The 18,569-nt window shown below is 71.9% G+C and carries 16 protein-coding genes; 6 read left to right on the forward strand and 10 right to left on the reverse strand.

Annotation, left to right across the window (positions count from 1 at the left end; all coding sequences use genetic code 11):
- From pstA to ABD205_RS00920, 4 genes are all read right to left on the reverse strand, one after another.
- Entirely contained in the window at positions 1 to 1,071 is a 1,071-nt protein-coding gene (gene pstA, locus ABD205_RS00905; protein WP_344041446.1) for a phosphate ABC transporter permease PstA, read from the reverse strand.
- Complete coding sequence (gene pstC, locus ABD205_RS00910) at positions 1,068 to 2,036, reverse strand: phosphate ABC transporter permease subunit PstC (RefSeq protein ID WP_344041448.1); 969 nt, start codon at positions 2,034 to 2,036, stop codon at positions 1,068 to 1,070. Before pstC ends, pstA begins: the two co-directional genes overlap by 4 nt.
- Before the next feature lie 112 nt (positions 2,037 to 2,148).
- Entirely contained in the window at positions 2,149 to 3,255 is a 1,107-nt protein-coding gene (pstS, locus tag ABD205_RS00915; protein WP_344041450.1) for a phosphate ABC transporter substrate-binding protein PstS, read from the reverse strand.
- Between the two features lie 183 nt (positions 3,256 to 3,438).
- Positions 3,439 to 4,338, reverse strand: coding sequence for an NUDIX hydrolase (locus tag ABD205_RS00920; RefSeq protein WP_344041452.1), 900 nt, complete (start codon positions 4,336 to 4,338; stop codon positions 3,439 to 3,441).
- Positions 4,339 to 4,361: 23 nt separating this feature from the next.
- Between ABD205_RS00920 and ABD205_RS00925 the strand changes: the two genes are divergently transcribed.
- The gene (locus ABD205_RS00925; RefSeq protein WP_344041454.1) at positions 4,362 to 5,384 is read left to right on the forward strand and encodes a hypothetical protein; all 1,023 of its coding nucleotides are present in this window, start codon (positions 4,362 to 4,364) and stop codon (positions 5,382 to 5,384) included.
- 4 nt (positions 5,385 to 5,388) lie between these two features.
- On the opposite strand, the gene ABD205_RS00930 is transcribed toward ABD205_RS00925, so the two are convergent.
- Positions 5,389 to 5,553, reverse strand: a complete 165-nt coding sequence (locus tag ABD205_RS00930) for a hypothetical protein (protein WP_344041456.1) — start codon at positions 5,551 to 5,553, stop codon at positions 5,389 to 5,391.
- A 231-nt stretch (positions 5,554 to 5,784) separates the two neighbouring features.
- On the reverse strand, positions 5,785 to 5,988 hold the full coding sequence (locus ABD205_RS00935) for a cold-shock protein (protein ID WP_344041458.1): 204 nt from the start codon (positions 5,986 to 5,988) through the stop codon (positions 5,785 to 5,787).
- Positions 5,989 to 6,319: 331 nt separating this feature from the next.
- Here ABD205_RS00935 and ABD205_RS00940 point away from each other — a divergent pair, with 331 nt between their 5' ends.
- Entirely contained in the window at positions 6,320 to 7,624 is a 1,305-nt protein-coding gene (locus ABD205_RS00940) for a hypothetical protein (RefSeq protein WP_344041460.1), read from the forward strand.
- 10 nt (positions 7,625 to 7,634) lie between these two features.
- On the opposite strand, the gene ABD205_RS00945 is transcribed toward ABD205_RS00940, so the two are convergent.
- From ABD205_RS00945 to purF, 3 genes are all read right to left on the reverse strand, one after another.
- On the reverse strand, positions 7,635 to 7,811 hold the full coding sequence (locus ABD205_RS00945) for a DUF3073 domain-containing protein (RefSeq protein ID WP_344041462.1): 177 nt from the start codon (positions 7,809 to 7,811) through the stop codon (positions 7,635 to 7,637).
- A 184-nt stretch (positions 7,812 to 7,995) separates the two neighbouring features.
- Positions 7,996 to 9,078: a phosphoribosylformylglycinamidine cyclo-ligase gene (gene purM / locus ABD205_RS00950; RefSeq protein WP_344041464.1), complete on the reverse strand. Its 1,083-nt coding sequence runs from the start codon at positions 9,076 to 9,078 to the stop codon at positions 7,996 to 7,998.
- A gap of 32 nt (positions 9,079 to 9,110) precedes the next feature.
- Complete coding sequence (gene purF, locus ABD205_RS00955; protein ID WP_344041466.1) at positions 9,111 to 10,628, reverse strand: amidophosphoribosyltransferase; 1,518 nt, start codon at positions 10,626 to 10,628, stop codon at positions 9,111 to 9,113.
- A 104-nt stretch (positions 10,629 to 10,732) separates the two neighbouring features.
- Between purF and ABD205_RS00960 the strand changes: the two genes are divergently transcribed.
- From ABD205_RS00960 to ABD205_RS00975, 4 genes are all read left to right on the forward strand, one after another.
- Positions 10,733 to 12,511 (forward strand): sensor histidine kinase, encoded by a 1,779-nt coding sequence (locus tag ABD205_RS00960; protein WP_344041468.1) that lies wholly within the window; start codon positions 10,733 to 10,735, stop codon positions 12,509 to 12,511.
- A 3-nt stretch (positions 12,512 to 12,514) separates the two neighbouring features.
- Positions 12,515 to 14,320, forward strand: a complete 1,806-nt coding sequence (locus ABD205_RS00965) for a sensor histidine kinase (RefSeq protein ID WP_344041470.1) — start codon at positions 12,515 to 12,517, stop codon at positions 14,318 to 14,320.
- A 51-nt stretch (positions 14,321 to 14,371) separates the two neighbouring features.
- Positions 14,372 to 16,129, forward strand: a complete 1,758-nt coding sequence (locus ABD205_RS00970; protein ID WP_344041472.1) for a sensor histidine kinase — start codon at positions 14,372 to 14,374, stop codon at positions 16,127 to 16,129.
- Positions 16,130 to 16,217: 88 nt separating this feature from the next.
- Positions 16,218 to 18,005, forward strand: a complete 1,788-nt coding sequence (locus ABD205_RS00975; RefSeq protein ID WP_344041474.1) for a sensor histidine kinase — start codon at positions 16,218 to 16,220, stop codon at positions 18,003 to 18,005.
- Positions 18,006 to 18,015: 10 nt separating this feature from the next.
- Here the strand turns inward: ABD205_RS00975 and ABD205_RS00980 are convergent.
- A partial coding sequence (locus ABD205_RS00980; protein ID WP_344041476.1) for a peptidase dimerization domain-containing protein occupies positions 18,016 to 18,569 on the reverse strand: 554 nt, incomplete at its 5' end.

Consider the following 18,569-nt stretch of genomic DNA (forward strand, 5'->3'; position numbering starts at 1 on the left):
TCAGCGCCCGGTCTTGGGGGCGAAGATCATGCTGATGACGCGTGCCACGAGGTTGAGCACCATCACGATGGCGATGAGGATGAGGGCCCCGCCCCACGCCCGGGCGAAGCCTTCCGGGGTGGCGGTGAGGTACTGCGTCATGATGAACACGGGCAGCGTCATCATGCGCCCGTTGACGAGGTTGGTGTTGACCGCCTCGGCCGCACCGACGGCGACCAGCAGCGGGGCCGTCTCGCCGATGACCCGCGAGATCGCCAGCACCACGCCGGTGATGATGCCGCCCAGCGCGGTCGGGATGACGACCTTCACGATGGTGCGCCACTTCGGCACACCCAGGGCGTACGACGCCTCGCGCAGGTCGTTCGGGACGAGCCGCATCATCTCCTCGGCCGAGCGGACGACCGTCGGGATCATCAGCAGCGAGAGCGCGATCGATCCCATCAGACCCATCCGGGTGCCGACTCCGAAGATCAGCGTGAAGAGCGCGAGCGCGAAGAGGCCGGCCACGATCGACGGGATGCCGGTCATGACGTCGACCAGGAAGGTGATGATCCGCCCGACGCGGTTGTTCTTGCCGTACTCCACGAGGTAGATCGCCGTGAACAACCCGATCGGCACCGAGATGACGATCGCGCCCAGCGTCACGAGCAGCGTCCCGATGAGCGCGTGCTCGAGGCCGCCGCCGGCCTCCAGCTTGCCGGTGACCGGGTCGAGGCGCTGCACCATGTCGTGGGTGAGGAAGGCCGCGGTGATGGCGGGGATGCCCTTGCTGATGACGACCCAGACGAGCCAGACCAGTGGCACCAGCGTGACCGCGAAGGCGGCCCAGATGACGGACGTGACGAGCCGGTCGGTCGCGGCGCGGCGGTTCTCGACGACGGCCGACCAGGCCGGCAGGGCGACGACGGCGATCAGGCCGCCGACGATCGCGAAGGCGACCAGGCCCCAGCCCAGCAGCAGGGCGAGCAGGCCCGAGGCGGCGAACGCGGTCAGCAGCACCAGGTACGGCGCGTACGCCGGCAGGCGACCGCTGTAGAGCCGCTCGCTGCGGGAGATGTCGACGGCGCTCACTTCTGGCCCCTCTCGCTCCGCCCGGCGATGTAGCGCGCCGCGAAGTTGACCATGAACGTGAACAGGAACAGCACCAGGCCGGTCGCCAGGAGCACCGTCTGGATGCGGTTGTCCTCGGCCTTGTAGTTCGACGCGATGTTGGACGCGATCGTGGCCGGGTTGGACGACGAGATCAGGTTGAGCGTGATGGTCGGCGACGCCGACAGCACCATCGCCACGGCCATCGTCTCGCCGAGCGCGCGGCCGAGGCCGAGCATCACGGCCGCCACCATGCCGGAGCGGGCGTGCGGGAAGACCGAGTAGCGGACCATCTCCCAGCGGGTCGCCCCGAGCGCGAGCGCCGCCTCCTCGTGCAGGCGCGGCGTCTGGCTGAACACCTCGCGGCTGATGGCCGTGATGATCGGGATGCACATGATCGCCAGCACGATGCCGGCGACCAGGATGGTGCGGCCGGTCGCCGACGCCGGGCCCTTGAAGAACGGCAGCCAGCCGGCGTTGTGGTCGAGCCACCGCTGCGTCGGCTGGAACGCCACGGCCAGCGAGCGGGCGCCCCAGAGGCCGAAGACCACCGAGGGGACGGCGGCGAGCAGGTCGATGACGTAGGCGACGGTGGTCGCGATGCGGCGGGGCGCGTAGTGCGAGATGAAGAGCGCCAGCGCGAAGGAGAACGGCACGGCGATCACCAGCGCGATGACCGCGGCGAGGATCGTGCCGAACAGCAGCCGGCCGACGTACGTCCAGAAGCTGCTCGACGACGGCGCGAAGATCGAGGCGTCCGCGGTGAAGCCGGGCAGACCCTTGACGAAGAGGAACACGAAGACGGCGGCCAGGGTGACGAGGATCGTCACACCCGAGGCGAGGGCGACGCCGGAGAAGACGCGGTCGCCGCGGCCGAACCTTACTCCGGTGTACGGGCCGGGGATGACGGGCTCGGTCAGCTCCAGGTCTGGTGGTGTGGTGCTCACGGTTCTCCTGTACGAACCCGACGGGTTCAGGTTTCTGTGTGCCACAGCGGCGGAGCCTCCGCGAAGAGGCCCCGCCGCCGTTCAGCGGGCTGCGCCACCGGGCGCAATGCTGTTACTTGGCCGCGATCTTGTCGAGGATCGCCTTGGCCTTGGCCGCGACGTCCGTCGGGAGCGGGGCCGACTTCGCGTTCGCGGCGGCGGCCTGCTGACCGGGCGCCGAGACGATGTACTGACCGAAGCCCTTGACGATGTCGGCCGTGGCCTTGTCGCTGTAGGTCGGGCAGGCGATGAAGTACGACGCCAGGAAGACCGGGTAGACCTTCGGGTCGGTCGCGGTGCGGTTGATCGTGTAGACGAGCTGCGTGTCGGCGGCGCCGTCCTTGACCGTCGAGGCGGCCAGACCGGCGGCCGCGCCGTCGGCGGACGGGGCGACGTACTCGGAGCCGACCTTGACCGACACCGTCCCGAGCTTGGTGCTCGTGACCGCGCTGTCGTCGGCGTAGCCGATGGTGCCCTGGCCGTCCTGGAGGGCGCCGACCACGCCGGAGGTGCCCTCGGCGGCCTCGCCGCCCTGGACCGGCCAGTCGCTGCTGTGCTCGGTCTTCCACGCACCGCCACCGGCCTGGTGGAGCCAGTCGGTGAAGTTGTCGGTGGTGCCCGAGGAGTCGGAGCGGTGGACCGGCGAGATGGCGGTCGACGGCAGCTTGACGTCCGTGTTCTGCTGGGCGATCGCCGGGTCGTTCCAGGTCTTGATCGAGCCGGCGAAGATCTTGGCGACCGTGGTCGCGTCGAGGTTCAGCTTGTCGACGCCCGGGAGGTTGAAGGCGATGTCGATCGGGGAGATGAAGACGGGCACCTCGATCGGGTCGCTGCCGCCGCAGGCCTGCTTGGCCTTCGACATGTCGGTGTCGGCGATCGCGGAGTCGGAGCCGGCGAACTTGTAGGCGCCCGAGTAGAAGTTGTCGCGCCCGGTGCCCGAGCCGACCGGGTCGTAGGTGATGGTCACGTCGGGGTTGCCCGCGCCGAAGCCGGCACGCCAGGCCTCCTGGGCCTTCTCCTGTGCGGACGAGCCACCGGCAGCGAGGCTGCCCTTGAGGCCCGAGGCGCTGCTGCTGGCGCTGTTGCTGTCCGAGTTGCCACCGCACGCGGCGAGCGAGAGGGCGAGCGTCAGCGCGGCCGCGCCGGGCACGAGGGCCCGGCGGATGGAAGTGATCGTCACTTCGAGATCTCCTGTGTTCTTCGAACGTGTCTCGTCGAAGGTAAGGAGCCGAAGTGACCTGACGGTGTGACAAGGTGAACGAGGCGTGAACTCGGAATGCCGGGTTGGCGACGCGGCGTGACCCAGCACACGGACAGCAGGTGAACTGGCCCGCGGCGCGCTCGACGGAGCGGTGGAGGGCCGTCAGTGACGCTCGACGGACACCACGCGGTCACCACGCAGGTGGGCGACGAGCAGCTCGCCCTTCTCCAGCCCCGCGTCGTCCAGGCCGACCGCGGCGAACACGTCCGGCAGCACCGGCCGGTGGCTGCAGACGACGGCCGGACCGGACGCGCCCAGCTCCTCGATCACCGCCCGCACGAGCTTGCGCACCTTGCGCGGCCGGGCGTCCTCCTCGCTGAGCGCGTCGAGCAGCTCGAGCTCGACCCCGGTCGCCAGGCAGTACGGCGCCACGCTGTCGGCGCAGCGCGTGCTGCTGCTGGTCAGCACCCGCCGGACGTCGTACGCCGCGAGGACCGGCACCAGCCGCTCGGCCTGGCGGCGGCCGGTCGCGAGCAGGGGGCGGACCCTGTCGTCGCCGTGCCAGGACCTCCGTGCACGGGAGTCGGTGTGGCGCAGCACGATCAGTGTCCTGGTGCGTCTCGGCTCCTCCAGGGCCTCGGCGAGCGTCTCCCGGTCGTGCGGATAGGTGAGCAGGCGGGCGGCCTTGTCGACGGGCACCCACGCGACCTCGTCGATCTCCGCGTTCGCGACGTAACCGCTGACGTCGTCACTGTCGAGCGCGCGGCCGATCCAGTAGTGGACGGTCTTGCGCCCCTTGCTCGTCGTGTAGCGCTGGCTCGACAGCGGCCGGCCGAGCCGGACGCGCAGGCCGGTCTCCTCCTCCACCTCACGTACGGCGGCGGCGGTGACGTGCTCTCCCCTGTCGAGCTTGCCCTTGGGGAAGGACCAGTCGTCGTACTTCGGCCGGTGCACGAGGAGCACCTCGCGACCCGGACGCAGCACGACGGCACCGGCCGCGACGATGTCTCCGCGACCCCCACCGGGGCTGCGGTCGGGCGTTGCCGGTCGCGCGCTGGCCATGGCGCTTAGGGTAGGCGCTCGTGATGAGGCGGGCGGCAAGGGCCGGAGTGGCGACGGTGGTCGCGCTGGTGCTCGTCGTCGCCGCCGTCGTCGGAGTGGTCTGGTGGCGAGGCGCCCACCGCGACGGGTTCGCCACCGCGCTCACACTCGTGCCGGACGACGCCCAGCGCTACTCCTGGACCGACTGGGCCGGCGTACGTCGGGCACTGCACGTGCCCGATGCCGAGGACCCGTCCGGCGCCGCCGTGGACGCGTTCCTCTCCCGCGGCTTCGACGCCGACCTGACCTCCGCGTCGGCGATGGTGACCTCGGCCGACGCGCTCCAGTCGCACCTCGGCTTCTCCCCCGCCACGGTGACGTGGGAGATGTTCGCCCAGTCCGACTCCGGGGCCGTGGTGGTGGTGCAGCCAACCTCGACCGACGGCGTCGAGGCGGCGCTGGCGCGGGCCGGCTACACCCGAGGTCCGCACGGGATCTGGGGTGGGGCCGATGCCGCGGCCCGACTCGGCATCACGCCGGAGTTCGGCAACATCGCCGTCCACGACGGGCGCGTCTACGCGAGCGACTCGGCCGACTACCTCGACGAGGTCCTCGGCGGGGGCTTCACGCCGGCCGACCCGGTGTCCCAGGTCGCCGGCAACCTCGGCGACCCCGTCTCGGCCATCGTCTACTCCGGCGACTACGTGTGCGGGCACCTGGCGATGAGCCAGGCCGACGACGTCGACCAGGCGCAGGCGGCCGAGCTGATCCGGCAGGCCGGTGGCGTGGACCCGTTGACGGCCTTCGCGATGGGGGTCGACGCCGACCGCCAGGTGAGGGTCGCCCTGGGCTTCGAGAACCACGACCAGGCCGTGCACGACGCGGACGCGCGTGCCGTGCTGGCGGGCGGCCCGGCACCCGGGCAGGGTGGCAGCTTCACCGACAGGTTCCGGCTCGGCAGAGTCGCGGCCGACGGCGGCGTCGTCACGATGCAGCTGCACCCGGTGCGGGGGGCGTACGTCCTCTCCGACCTGTCGACCGGGCCGGTGCTGTTCGCGTCCTGCTGAGTCGTCAATCGCCCTTGCGGGCGCGCGGCACCACACCGAGGATCTCGTCGATCTCCTCGGTGCTCAGTCGCCCGTCGGCCTCACTCGCCGCGATGATGAGGTTGGTCGTGAGCTCGACCTCGCGCAGCAGTTCGCCGTCCTCGAGCGACACGTCGAACTGGTCGTACATGTCGCCCTCCCGCTCTTCCGCGTCGATCGCTCCCGGCGCGGTACGTCTACCCGTTCAAGACTAGGTCGAAACCATGTCGCATTCCGGCCTTTGTGGCGCCGGGTGCCGATGCTTTACCTCAAGAGGAGTACGCGGAGGCCGCCCCGGACGGCAGAGACCCCGCCCCACAGGACGCGGGACGGGGCCTCGTGAAGACCGTGAGGCCGACCTCGGTCGGCGGGTCAGGTCAGATCAGATCGGGCGAACGTTCTCCGCCTGCGGGCCCTTCGGGCCCTGGGTGACGTCGAACTCGACCTTCTGGTTCTCGTCGAGAGACTTGTAGCCGTTGGTCTGGATCGCCGAGTAGTGAACGAAGACGTCGTCGCCGCCGTTCTCCTGAGCGATGAAACCGAAGCCCTTCTCGGCGTTGAACCACTTAACGGTGCCCTGAGCCATGTGCTCTTCTACTCCTTAGTCGGGGCGAGCGGACGCCACTTCGGCGACCACACACCAGGTGCGGTGACACGTCGCTCCGACCTGTGGTGTCCCTCGCGCGGGCCGAGACCCTCGTTCGAGCACAGAGCAGAAACGCCGTTGGATCACATACTCCGTAGGCGTCAGACCAGCTGGAACTTGCACCTGTTGCAGTCCAGACACTACCAATCCAGCGCCCGGGCGGAAGAGGCCGGGCGGCTCATTTCGAGACTGGGGCATGAAGGTTCTGCGACGAACGTGTGTCGGCGCGGCTGCGCAGCGCCTGCCGGACGACAGCCCGTACGCTCGACGGGTGACCGGTCTGCCCCGCTTCGAGGAGGTCGCTCGGGTGCGGCCGGTCGACCTCGTGGCGCCGGGTCTCCCGGGTCTGGAGATGGTCGGTCCGGGCGAGGGAGCGCTGCCGCAACCCGCGCCGTACGTCGCCGTGGTGGCCGAGGTGGACGGGCCCGCCGAGCTGACCCTGGAGTCCGTCCGCGGCGCGATCACCGGTCTCCTGGACGATCACGGGCGGGCCTCCCTGCGCGTCGACGGGCTGCACGCCCGCAGCCGGCGCCACGGACGCTCCCGCATTCCGGTCGACGCGCTCGCGCTCGCGGTGACGGGCGCCCAGGCGACGGTCTTCACCCGCTCCGCGGGCACCTGGACCGCACGCGGGAAGGTGGCGCTCACGGACCGCGTGGACACCTCCGACACGGAGTGGGGCGCCGAGCTGCGCGTCCGGGCCAGCGGTGCCGTCGGCCGCGTCCGTGCGGGCGCCTTCGGCCAGCTCGGGCTGCGCGACCTGCGCCTGGTCAGCAACGCCGACGGGACGCCGTACTCCCCTGACGCGCGGATCCTGCTCACCGCGACGAGCGCCGGCCCGGGCTTCTTCGGCACCGGGCACGCGAGCGTGTGGGAGCTCGACGCGGACCGGCTCGAGCTGACCCACCGCAGCGACATCTTCTTCCGGCGCGGCGAGCAGGTGTACGGCGACCACGCGATCCATCTCCTGCGCGACGGCGACGCCTGGCTGGTCGCGACGAGCACCTGGGGCGACTTCGTCGACCCGGCTGTGGACCACGTCCACGTGGAGATCGGACGGACCTCGGCCGACCTGCTCAGCGGGCGGCACGTCGTCGACACCGAGCCGCTCCACCTGCCGACGGACGGACTGCACAGCGTCGGGGTCTGGGACCCGCACCTCGTGCGCGACGGCGACGAGTGGCTGGTCGGCTACGTGAGCGCGCGGCGCTACTTCCTCTTCCACCCGGTCGTCGCGACCGGGCCGTCGCTGGAGGAGCTGACCGTGCGCGCCGCCCTCCCAGGACGCCGGGCGACCGAGGGGACGACGATCACGCGCCTCGGCGACACGTGGCGTGTCGTGGCGAGCGACGGGCGGGAGAACAGGCGCGGCCACCGGGCGGCGTACCCGGTGTTCGACCTGGACCTGCACCAGCTCGGGACGCTCGACGCGCCCTACCCGACGAACCTGCCGTGGCCCACGCTCGTGCCGACGGCGCAGGGCATGCTGCTCGTCGGCTTCGACGGGACGGCGACCTGCGGTCGACTACCGGGCTACGGCACCCACGGCGCCGTCGTGATCGCGAAGGAGGTTTAGCCCGGGCGCGTCAACGAGTGTCGCGCTCGGAGTAGTCCGACCACTCGTCGTGGTCGTCCGGCTGCTCACTGTCACCGGACTCGCCGTGCAGCTCGCGTGCGAGTGCCCCCAAGTCCGTGTCGTGAGTGCGGTACTTGAGGTCGCGAGCGACCTTAGTCTGCTTGGCTTTCGCACGGCCGCGCCCCATAGGGTCCAGCCCCCTCGCACTAGGCCGGGGCACCAAGGCTCCCGGGCTGTCTCACAAAGTTCTCGTGAAGGTAACGCTACCTGCTCCCAGGTCGTTCCCGCACACTGGCGACGTCGAAAACTTGTTCGCGGGTTGCGAACGTCACACACCGGGCTCGCGGACGGCCCGGCGACGGGCCGTCGGCCTACCAGCCGGGGTGCTGCCCGACGAGGCGGACGCGGCCCTCGTCGCCCTCGCCGGCCCTGCTGACCGACCCCGCGACCCAGGCCGGGACGCCCGCCTCGGCGAGGAGGGCGATCGTCCGGTCGACGTCGGCGGCGGGCGTCAGCGCGACCATGCCGACACCCTGGTTGAGGGTCGCCTCGATGTCGGGCTGCGGCACGTCGCCCACCCGCTTGACCAGCGAGAACACCGGCGCGGGCGTCCAGGTGCCGCGCTCGACCGTCGCAGTCAGCTCGCGGGGCATGACCCGCTCGAGGTTGGCCGCGAGGCCGCCGCCGGTGACGTGCGACATCGCGTGGGTGCCCGTCTCGCGGGCGACGCGCAGGCACGCCTTGGCGTAGATCCGGGTCGGCTCGAGCAGCTCCTCGCCGAGCGTCCGGCCGAGCTCGTCGACGTGCTCGGCCAGGTCGAGGCCACCCTGCTTCAGCAGCACGTGGCGCACCAGCGAGTAGCCGTTCGAGTGCAGCCCCGACGACGCCATCGCGATCACCACGTCGCCCTCGGCCACCAGGTGTGCACCGAGCAGGTCGTCGGCCTCGACGACACCGGTGGTCGCGCCCGCGACGTCGTACTCGTCCGGGGCGAGCAGGCCCGGGTGCTCGGCGGTCTCGCCGCCGACGAGGGCGGTGCCTGCGTCGACGCAGGCCGACGCGATGCCCTTGACGATCGCGGCGATCTTCTCGGGTACGACCTTGCCGGTCGCGATGTAGTCGGTCATGAAGAGCGGCTCGGCCCCGCAGACGACCAGGTCGTCGACGACCATGCCGACGAGGTCGTAGCCGATCGTGTCGTGCACGTCCATGCGGCGGGCGATCTCGACCTTCGTGCCGACGCCGTCGGTCGACGTCGCGAGGAGCGGGCGCTTGAAGCGCAGCAGCGCGGAGGCGTCGAAGAGACCGGCGAAGCCACCGAGGCCGCCCAGCATCTCGGGCCGGCGGGCCTTCTCGACCCACTCCTTCATCAGCTCGATCGCCTGGTCGGCGGCCTCGATGTCGACGCCTGCGGCGGCGTAGGCGCCGGGCGTGCCGGACTGGGCGTTCGTCACTTCAGGGAGCTCCGATCAGGGAGTACGGCGGGTCACGGGTTGTTGAGCACGGGCAGCGCCTTGCCCAGGGTGGGTGTCTGGAGCGACACCTCGAGCAGGTGCTTGCCGAGCAGGCTCTCGTCCGGCAGGTCGACCGGGTAGCTGCCCGTGAAGCAGGCGGTGCACAGCGACGTCATCGGCTGACCCGTCGCCTCGACCATGCCCTCGAGCGAGATGTAGCCGAGCGAGTCGGCGCCGATCGACGAGGCGATCTCGTCGACGTCCAGGCCGTTGGCGATGAGCTCGGCCCGGGTCGCGAAGTCGATGCCGTAGAAGCACGGCCACTTCACGGGCGGGCTGGAGATCCGGACGTGCACCTCGAGCGCCCCGGCCTCACGCAGCATCCGCACCTGGGCACGCTGGGTGTTGCCGCGCACGATCGAGTCGTCGACCACGACGATGCGCTTGCCGCGGATCATGTGCTCGAGCGCGTTGAGCTTGAGCCGGATCCCGAGCTGGCGCAGCGTCTGCGAGGGCTGGATGAAGGTGCGGCCCACGTAGGAGTTCTTGACGAAGCCCTGGCCGAACGGGATGCCGCTCTCCTCGGCGTACCCGGTGGCCGCGGGCGTGCCCGACTCCGGGACCGGCATGACGAGGTCGGCGTCGACCGGGAACTCGCGAGCGAGCTGGCGGCCCATCTCCACGCGGGCCTCGTGGACGCCGCGGCCGGCGATGACCGCGTCGGGTCGGGCCAGGTAGACGTACTCGAAGACGCAGCCCTTGCGCTCGGGCTCGGCGAACCGGCGCGAGCGCAGGCCGTCGGAGTTGATGACGATCAGCTCGCCCGGCTCGATCTCGCGCACGACGCTGGCGCCGATGGTGGCCAGGGCCGCGTCCTCCGACGCGACGACCCAGCCACGGTCGAGCCGGCCGAGGACGAGCGGGCGGATGCCGTGCGGGTCGCGGGCGGCGTACAGCGTGTCCTCGTCCATCCAGACCAGGCAGAACGCGCCGCGCACGGAGGGCAGCACCTCGATGGCGCGCTCCTCCAGGCTCTGGTCGGGGTGGTGCGCGAGCAGCTCGGTGAGCAGGCTGGTGTCGTTGGTGGAGAGCGGGGCGCCGGTGCGGTGCTGGAGCTCGAGCTCGTCGACGGGGCCCGGGAGCAGGTCGACCATGTCGCGCAGCTCGTGCGTGTTCACGATGTTGCCGTTGTGGCCGAGCGCGATCGACCCCTCCGACGACGGCCGGAAGGTGGGCTGGGCGTTCTGCCAGGTGCTCGCGCCGGTGGTCGAGTAGCGGGAGTGACCGATGGCCACGTGACCCTTCAGCGAGTCGAGGGTCGTCTCGTCGAAGACCTGGGAGACGAGGCCCATGTCCTTGTAGACGAGGATCTGCCGGCCGTTGCTCACTGCGATGCCGGCGGACTCCTGTCCTCGGTGCTGAAGAGAGTAGAGGCCGAAGTAGGTGAGCTTCGAAACTTCCTCACCTGGGGCCCAAACGCCGAAGACGCCGCACACAACGGCTATCCTACGGGCGGAGCACGACGTACGCCGATTCCACAGCGCCCCCAACGCCTCGGTCGGCCGCCCCGCCCCTCGGTGGGTGGAGTACCGCCTCGGAGTTGTGCCGCCTCTCGGGTGGTCAGTGTCCGTCGTCGAAGCGTTGGTGGAGCCGAATGCCCGATCCCGCTGAGCTCATCGAGCCCTCGGCTGTGCACGCCGCCTGGCTGGATGACCTGACGTACTCCGCGCTGCAGCTCATCGCGGAGGCGCTGGTCGAGCTCGCCGGCTTCGGCGTGTCGGCGATCGGCGTGGTGCGTGACGACGGCCTGCTGCACACCGCGGCGGTCTTCGGGAACGACGAGGCCCGCGAGCAGCTCGCGGGCCACACGACCCCGGTCGAGGCGCTGCACGCCGAGCTGGCGCTGGGCGACCGCTGGGGACGGTTCACGTTCGTGCCCCACGAGCGGCTGACGGAGCGCCTGCCGGGGTGGGTCGGCACCTACGACGTGCGCGACGTCGAGGACGCCTGGCATCCCGAGGACCTGCTGGTCGCCCTCTTCCACGACGACGCGGGGCGGCTCCGCGCCGCGCTCGCCATCGACGTGCCCGACGACGGACGCCGCCCCGGGCCGGAGCGGCGCGCGGTGCTCGAGCGGTTCGCCGCGCAGGCCGAGCGCGCCGTGGTGAGCGCGCTCGAGAAGGCGCGGATCGCCGACCAGCTCCGGCTCGCCGAGTCCGCCCGCGAGATCATCCGCCGCGCCTCCAGCGACCTGGACGTCTCACTCGTGCTCGAGCGGGCCGGGGACGCCCTCCTCGCCTCCACGGGGAGCAGCGGCCTGTTCCTCCGAGCCTTCACCGACGACGGGCGGTCGATCGTGGCCGTCCGCACGGACGGGACCCGCCTGCCGCGGCAGCCCCGCACGGGCGCGATCGCGGAGCGCAGCAGCCGCGAGCTCTGGCGCCGCCAGCAGGTCGGCGCGATCTACCGCGACGAGCTCGTGAACCTCGACGACAACGAGGACAACCGCACGATCCAGTCGCTGATCCAGGACTCGCCGATCGCGTCGCTCCTGGTCGTGCCGCTCGGGGTCGGGGACGAGTGCGTGGGATCGCTCACCCTGTCGCGGCCCGGGTCGGCGCCCCGCTGGACGGCGGCCGAGATGGCGTACACGTTCGACCTCGGCGGCGACCTCGGGCAGCTGCTGCTCAACGCGCGGGCCTACGACCGCGAGCAGCGGCTGGCCGACGAGCTGCGCGCCCTCGACGACTACAAGAACCGGCTGATCACGACCGTCACGCAGGAGCTGCGCCGGCCGCTCTCGGCGATCGTCCACGACGTCGACCTGATCGGCCGCGACTCGCTCCCGGTCCACGCCGAGCGCGCCCTGGACCGGATGGAGCGCACGTCGGAGCGCATGGTGCGCCTCGTCGAGGACCTGATGCTGCTCTCCCGGGTCGCCGACCCCGAGCACGAGCTCACGCGCGGGCCCGTCGACCTGCTGCCGATCGTCCGGGACGTCAGCGAGCTGACCGAGGTCGCCACCCGCGAGCGCGACCTGACGATGCGGGTGCGGACCCCGGCCTTCACGCCGGTGATCGCGCTCGGGGACGCCGTCGAGCTCGACCGCGTGGCGGTCAACCTCGTCAACAATGCGGTGAAGTACACCCACACCGGCGGCACCATCGTCATCACGCTGCGCCAGACCGAGGAGAAGGACATGGTCGAGCTCATCGTCGCTGACGACGGGATCGGCATCTCGGCCGACGACCAGCAGCAGCTGTTCACCGAGTTCTTCCGGTCGACCAACCCGGTCGCGCTCGCCCGGCCCGGCACCGGGCTGGGCCTGGCCATCGTCGACCGCATCGTGCGCCGCCACGGCGGACGCATCGAGGTCACCTCCGAGCTCGGTGTCGGCACCACCTTCCGCGTCCTGCTTCCCGCGGGGGGCTGAGCGATGTCCACGAGCACCGTCGCGACGCCCACCTGGTCCGAGCAGGCCTTCCAGGACGCCCTCCAGATCATCGCCGAGGGCCTCACCGAGCTGGTCGGGTTCGGCATGGCGGTGATCAGCGTGCGGCGCGGCGACGACCTCGTCGTCGTCGCCGTCGCGGGCGCCGACTTCGCGCACCGTCCCGACGGCACCGAGGACCAGCGCGACGACATGCTCGGCGCGCGCTGGCCGGCCACCTGGCTCCAGGGGCTGCTGGACGTCGCCGAGGACTGGGGGCGGTTCAAGTTCGTCCCGCACGGCCGGGCGCCGGCGGCCAACTGGATCTGGGTGCGCGAGGCGGCGGTCGTCAGCGGCGAGGACGCCTGGCACCCCAACGACGGAGCGATCGCCCCGATCCACGACGCCGCCGGCAGGCTCGTCGGCGTCATCTCGGTCGACGACCCGGTCACCGGCCGCTACCCCGACGCCGCCCAGCGGCGGGTGATGGACAAGTACGCCGACGAGGCCGCCAAGGTCGTGCTGTCGGTGCTGGAGCGGGAGGCGCTCGAGCGACGCCTGCAGCTCGCCGAGGGCACCCGGCAGCTGGTGCGCACCGCCTCGCGCCACCTCGCGCTCGACGCACTGCTCGACGAGACCGGGCCCGCGTTCCTCGAGGCGTTCGCCGCCTCCGGCCTGTGGCTGCGGGTCCACGGCTCCGGGGAGACCGTCCTGACGGGGAGTCGCCCACAGATGGCGCCCGGCGTGCCGACCGAGGCGATCGCGCTCGCGGTGGCCGAGGCCGCCGGGGAGCTGTGGCAGCGGCAGCAGGCGGCGATCGTGTACGACGACGGGCGAGCACGCAACGCCGTCCTCGACCGGGCCCAGGTAGACGCCGTACGACAGGTGCTGACCGACGGCGAGCTCAGCTCGGTGCTGCACGCGCCCATCGGCGCCGGCAGCGAGTGCCTCGGCTCGCTCATCCTGGGCCGCGACCTCGGGCAGCCGGACTGGTCGGCCGCCGAGCTCGACCAGGCGGCCGAGGTGGGTCGCGACCTGGGCCGGATCATCCGCAACGGCCGGACCTACTCGCGGATGCAGGAGCTCGTCCGCGAGCTGCGCGAGCTGGACGCGCGCAAGCGCCACCTGATCGCGACGATCTCGCACGAGCTGAAGAACCCGCTCACCGTCCTGCTGGCCAACCGCGACCTCCTCGAGTCCGAGATCGAGGCGGACGACCCGGCGCTCGGCCACCTGGCGGACGTCGACGCGAACGCCCGCCGGATGAGTGGCGTCGTCGACAACCTGCTGCTGCTGTCCAAGCTGGCCGACCCGGACACGCCCCACGTCGAGCGCGACGTCGACCTGCGCCTGCTGCTCGACGAGGTCGAGGCGGCGTACGGCGCCGACATGGGCCAGCACGGGGTGACCCTGCGCGTCACGACGCCGGCGGAGCCGGTCGTGGTCAGGGGCGATGCCGGGGAGCTGCGCACGATGCTCGCGAACATGATCGGGAACGGCATCAAGTTCAGCGACGACGGCAGCTCGGTCGAGGTGACCGTGTCCACCGGCCGGGACGCCGTCGAGGTGGCCGTCGTCGACCACGGGATCGGCATCTCGGCGGAGGACCAGGAGCGCCTCTTCAGTGACTTCTTCCGCTCCCAGGACCCCGACGCGCTGGCCCGACCCGGAAGCGGCCTCGGGCTGGCGATCGTCGACCGCATCCTGCGCCGCCACGGCGGCCGCGCCGAGGTCACGTCGACCCTTCGGGGAGGCACCACCTTCCTGGTCCACCTCCCGACGACGGGCGTGACGCCGACGACCAGCGTCTGATCGCGACCGCCACGTACGCTGGAGGTCCTTTTCCCCTACCTGCTCCCTCCGATGCCTGACGACCCTCTCGAGCGTCCCAGCGACGTGCCCTCGCGCAGCGCCAGCGACTGGGACGACGCCACCATGGCGGAGTCCCTCCAGCTCGCTGCCGAGAGCCTGTGCGCCTTCGGCGGCTTCGGGGCCGCCGCCATCAGCGTCGTGCGCGACGACCAGATCGTCACTGTCGCCGTCGCCGGGGCCGAGCGCGTGCTGGACCACAGCGGCCGGTCGATGGACGTCGGCGACGTGCTGGGCAAGTCGCAGCCCGTGAGCGTCCTGAGGGACCTGCTGCTGCCGAACGCCGACCCGTGGGGCCTCCTGCACCACCTGCCGCACGACCGGACCGACGTGTCGCACGTGGGCTGGCGCGTCGATCGGGAGTACGTCGACACCGAGTGGCACCCCGACGACATGCTGCTCGCGCCCGTGCACGACGACAACGGCCGGCTGCGCGGCCTGATCTCCCTCGACGGCCCGCTGGGGGGCCGCCTGCCGCCGCCGGACCGTCGCCCGCTGCTGGACCGGTACGTCGCTCGGGCGGCGCGCATCCTGGTGACGGCGATCGAGCGCGAGGAGCTGGCGGAGCGGCTGCGGCTCCTCGACGTCGCTCGCGAGGCGCTGCGCCAGGCAGCCGCCACGTCGTCGCCGAAGGAGGCCTTCGCCGAGGCCACCCCCAGCCTGGTGGCCGGGTTCGGCCTCTCCGACCTCCGGGCGACGGTCTTCGACTCCGACGCCGAGCCGGACGACGGGCTCTCCGCGCACGTCGCCCGCATCGATCGCGAGGTCTCCCCCGAGCTGTGGCGGACGCAGCGGGTCACCGTGATCGGGCGCTCGCCGTCACAGGGGCGCAACGGCACGCCGGATGACCACGCCCACGTGCGGGCGTACCTGGATCGGGAGAGCCTGGAGTCGGTGCTGCTCGTGCCGATGGGCGCGGGGCAGACCTGCCTGGGCTCGCTCGCGTTCTCGCGGGCCGCGGGAGGGCCCGCGTGGTCCCCGGAGGAGCGTCGCGTCGCGCAGGACGTCGGGCGCGACCTGGGCCGGCTGATCGCCGAGCAGCAGCTGGTCCGCGAGCTGCGCGAGCTGGACACGTTCAAGCGCGGGCTGATGGCCACGATCTCCCACGAGCTGAAGACACCGATCACGAGCATCCTCAGCAACGCCGAGCTGATCGGGATGACCGACGACGAGGACGACCTGCGCCGCGGTGTGGCAGCGGTGGAGCGCGGCGCCCGGCGGATGTCGGGCCTGGTCCACGAGCTGCTCCTGCTCGCCCGGCTCGACGAGCCCGGCCGGGAGCCGGCGTCCGCGCACGTCGACATGGCCGCGATCGTGCGCGAGGTCGTCGACCTGCAGCGACCGGTGGCCGAGCTGCGCTCCATCGTGATCGACGTCAGCTGCGAGCCGGCGACGACGATCGGCGACGCCGTCGAGCTGAGCGCGGTCGCCGGCAACCTGGTCAGCAACGCCGTGAAGTACAGCCGCCCCCGGGGCGCCGTCAGCGTCAGCGTCGTCCGGTCGGGCACCGAGGTCGAGCTCGTCGTGGCCGACGAGGGCATCGGCATCTCGGACCACGACCGGGCACGACTCTTCGGTGACTTCCAGCGCGGGACCGACCCGCAGGCGCTCGCGCAGCCGGGCACCGGCCTCGGACTCGCGATCGTCGACCGCATCGTGCGACGGCACCGCGGCCGGATCGAGGTCGAGTCGTACGTCGGCACGGGCACGACGTTCCGTGTCCTCCTCCCGGGCGCGCCCGGAGCCACGTGATCCCGCGACCGCTGGTCGGTCGTTCCGGTCCGCGGACGCGTCCGCGGCTTTACTCTTGGGCTCCACTGCCGCCGACACGGAACGCCTGATGGAACACACCCACCCCGGACCGCTGCCCTGGAGCGCCAGCGACTGGTCCGAGGCCGCCATGGGCGAGTCGCTCCGCCTTGCCGCCGAGAGCCTGTGCACCTTCGGCGGCTTCGGCGCCGTCGCCATCTCGGTGGTGCGCGACGACCAGGTCGTCCCGATCGCCGTGGCGGGCGCCGAGAGCCTCCTCGACGCCGACGGCAACCAGCGCGACGCGTCGGCGATCCTGGACAGCCCGTTCCCGGTCTCGCTGCTCGAGGACACCCTGCTGCCGGTCGCCGAGGAATGGGGCCAGCTGCGCTACATCCCGCACGACCGGTCGAGCATTCCGGAGCTCGGCTGGCGGGTCGCGACGCCGTACGTCGGCACCCAGTGGCACCCGTACGACCTGCTCCTGGCGCCGGTGCGCGACGCGACCGGGCGCCTGCGCGGCCTCGTCTCGATGGACGCGCCGACCGACGGTCTGCTGCCACCGCCCGACCGCCGCGCGTCCCTCGAGCGGTACGCCGCGCAGGCCAGCCGCATGCTCCTCACCGCGCTCGAGCGCGAGGAGCTCGCAGAGCGGCAGCGGCTGGCGATGGCCGCGCGCCGGCTGCTCAGCCGCGCGGCGGACGGCGACTCGCCGGAGGGGATCCTGGCCGAGGTGACCGACGAGCTGATCGCGGCCTTCGACCTCGCGGGCCTGCGCGCCAGCGTGTTCGAGGGCGGCGACCGGCGCATCCTGGCCGAGACGTCCGAGCTGCTCGGCCGGTTCGACCCGGAGCTCTACCGGATCTCCCGTCGCACGGCCGAGTCGCTCTGGCGCCACCAGCTGGTCGCCCTCGCCTCGCACGACCAGGTCATGAACTTCGACGGACCCGCCGACGAGCTCGCGCTGATCCGGGCCCTGCTGCGCGAGGCCGGCTTCGACTCGATCCTGTTCGTGCCGCTCGGGGCCGGCGAGACGTGCCTGGGCGCGATCGCGTTCTACCGCGCCCAGGACGGCCCGCGCTGGACCGAGGCCGAGTGCCAGGCCGCCCAGGAGATCGGCCGTGACCTGGGCCGGCTGGTCAGCGTCCAGAGGGCGCTGCGGCTCGAGCGGGAGGCGGTCGGGGAGCTGCGTGCGCTCGACGACTACAAGGGGCGTCTGATCGCGACGGTCGCCCACGAGCTCAAGACGCCGATCGCCATCATCCGCGCCAACCTCGACCTGACGTCGGAGCTGGTCGCGGACGACGCCCACGCGGCGCCCTCGCTCGACGCGATGGGCCGTGGCGTCGACCGGATCGCGCGGATCGTCGACGACCTGCTGCTGCTCGCCGCGGCCAGCGACCCGCGCCTGCCCGCGCGGCAGCCGGTCGACATGGCGCCGTACGTCGTCTCCGGCGTGCAGCTCGCCGCCGAGTCGGCGGCCCGGCCGGAGGTCCTCGACGTGAGGACCGACCTGCCCGACGCGCCCGTGGTGGTGCCGGCCGACCCCCAGGGTCTGGAGCGGATCGTCGTGAACCTGGTCGGCAACGCGCTCAAGTACTCCCCGGCCGGGGGCACCGTCGTGGTCTCGCTCCGGGACCGCGGCGACCACGCCGAGCTGATCGTCACCGACGAGGGCATCGGCATCTCGGCGGCCGACCAGGAGCGGATCTTCACGGAGTTCTTCCGCTCGGCCGACCCGGTGGCGAGGCGTCAGCCCGGCACGGGCCTCGGCCTCGCCATCGTGGACCGGATCGTGGCCCACCACGGGGGTCGCATCGACGTGGAGTCGGAGGTCGGACGCGGCAGCACCTTCCGGGTGTTCCTGCCGGCCTTCTGAGGGCCCCTGGTCAGGCGCCCAGGTTGCGGAGCAGCAGCGCCTCGGCGAGGACGACCTTGGCGAACTCCGCGAGGTGAAGGCCCTCGTTCGCGCCGTGCGCACGCGTGTCGGGGTCCTCGACGCCGGTCACCAGCACGCTCGCGCTCGGGAACGCGTCGAGGAACTCGGCGATGAAGGGGATCGACCCGCCGACGCCCATGTCGATCGGCGCGGTGCCGTCCCACGCCTCGGTGAACGCGGCGCGCGCGGCGTCGTACGCCGGGCCCGTGGCCTCCAGCGCGATCGGCTCGCCCGTGTCGACGACCGTGGTGGTGACCTGGGCGCCCCACGGGGTGTGCTCACGCAGGTGCTCCTCGAGCCGCGCGACCGCGTTCGCCGAGGTGTCGCCGGGGGCGATGCGGATCGTGACCCGGGCTCGCGCGACCGGGCTCAGCGTGTTCGAGGCGCCGGCGACCTTGGGCGCGTCGAAGCCGGTGACGGTGATGGCCGGCTTCGTCCACATCCGCTCGACCATCGGGCCGTCGCCGACCCACTCGACGCCGTCGAGGATGCCCGACTCGGCCT

Origin of the sequence: Nocardioides panacihumi, from assembly GCF_039530925.1 — a bacterium.
In the GTDB taxonomy this organism is placed as follows: domain Bacteria; phylum Actinomycetota; class Actinomycetes; order Propionibacteriales; family Nocardioidaceae; genus Nocardioides; species Nocardioides panacihumi.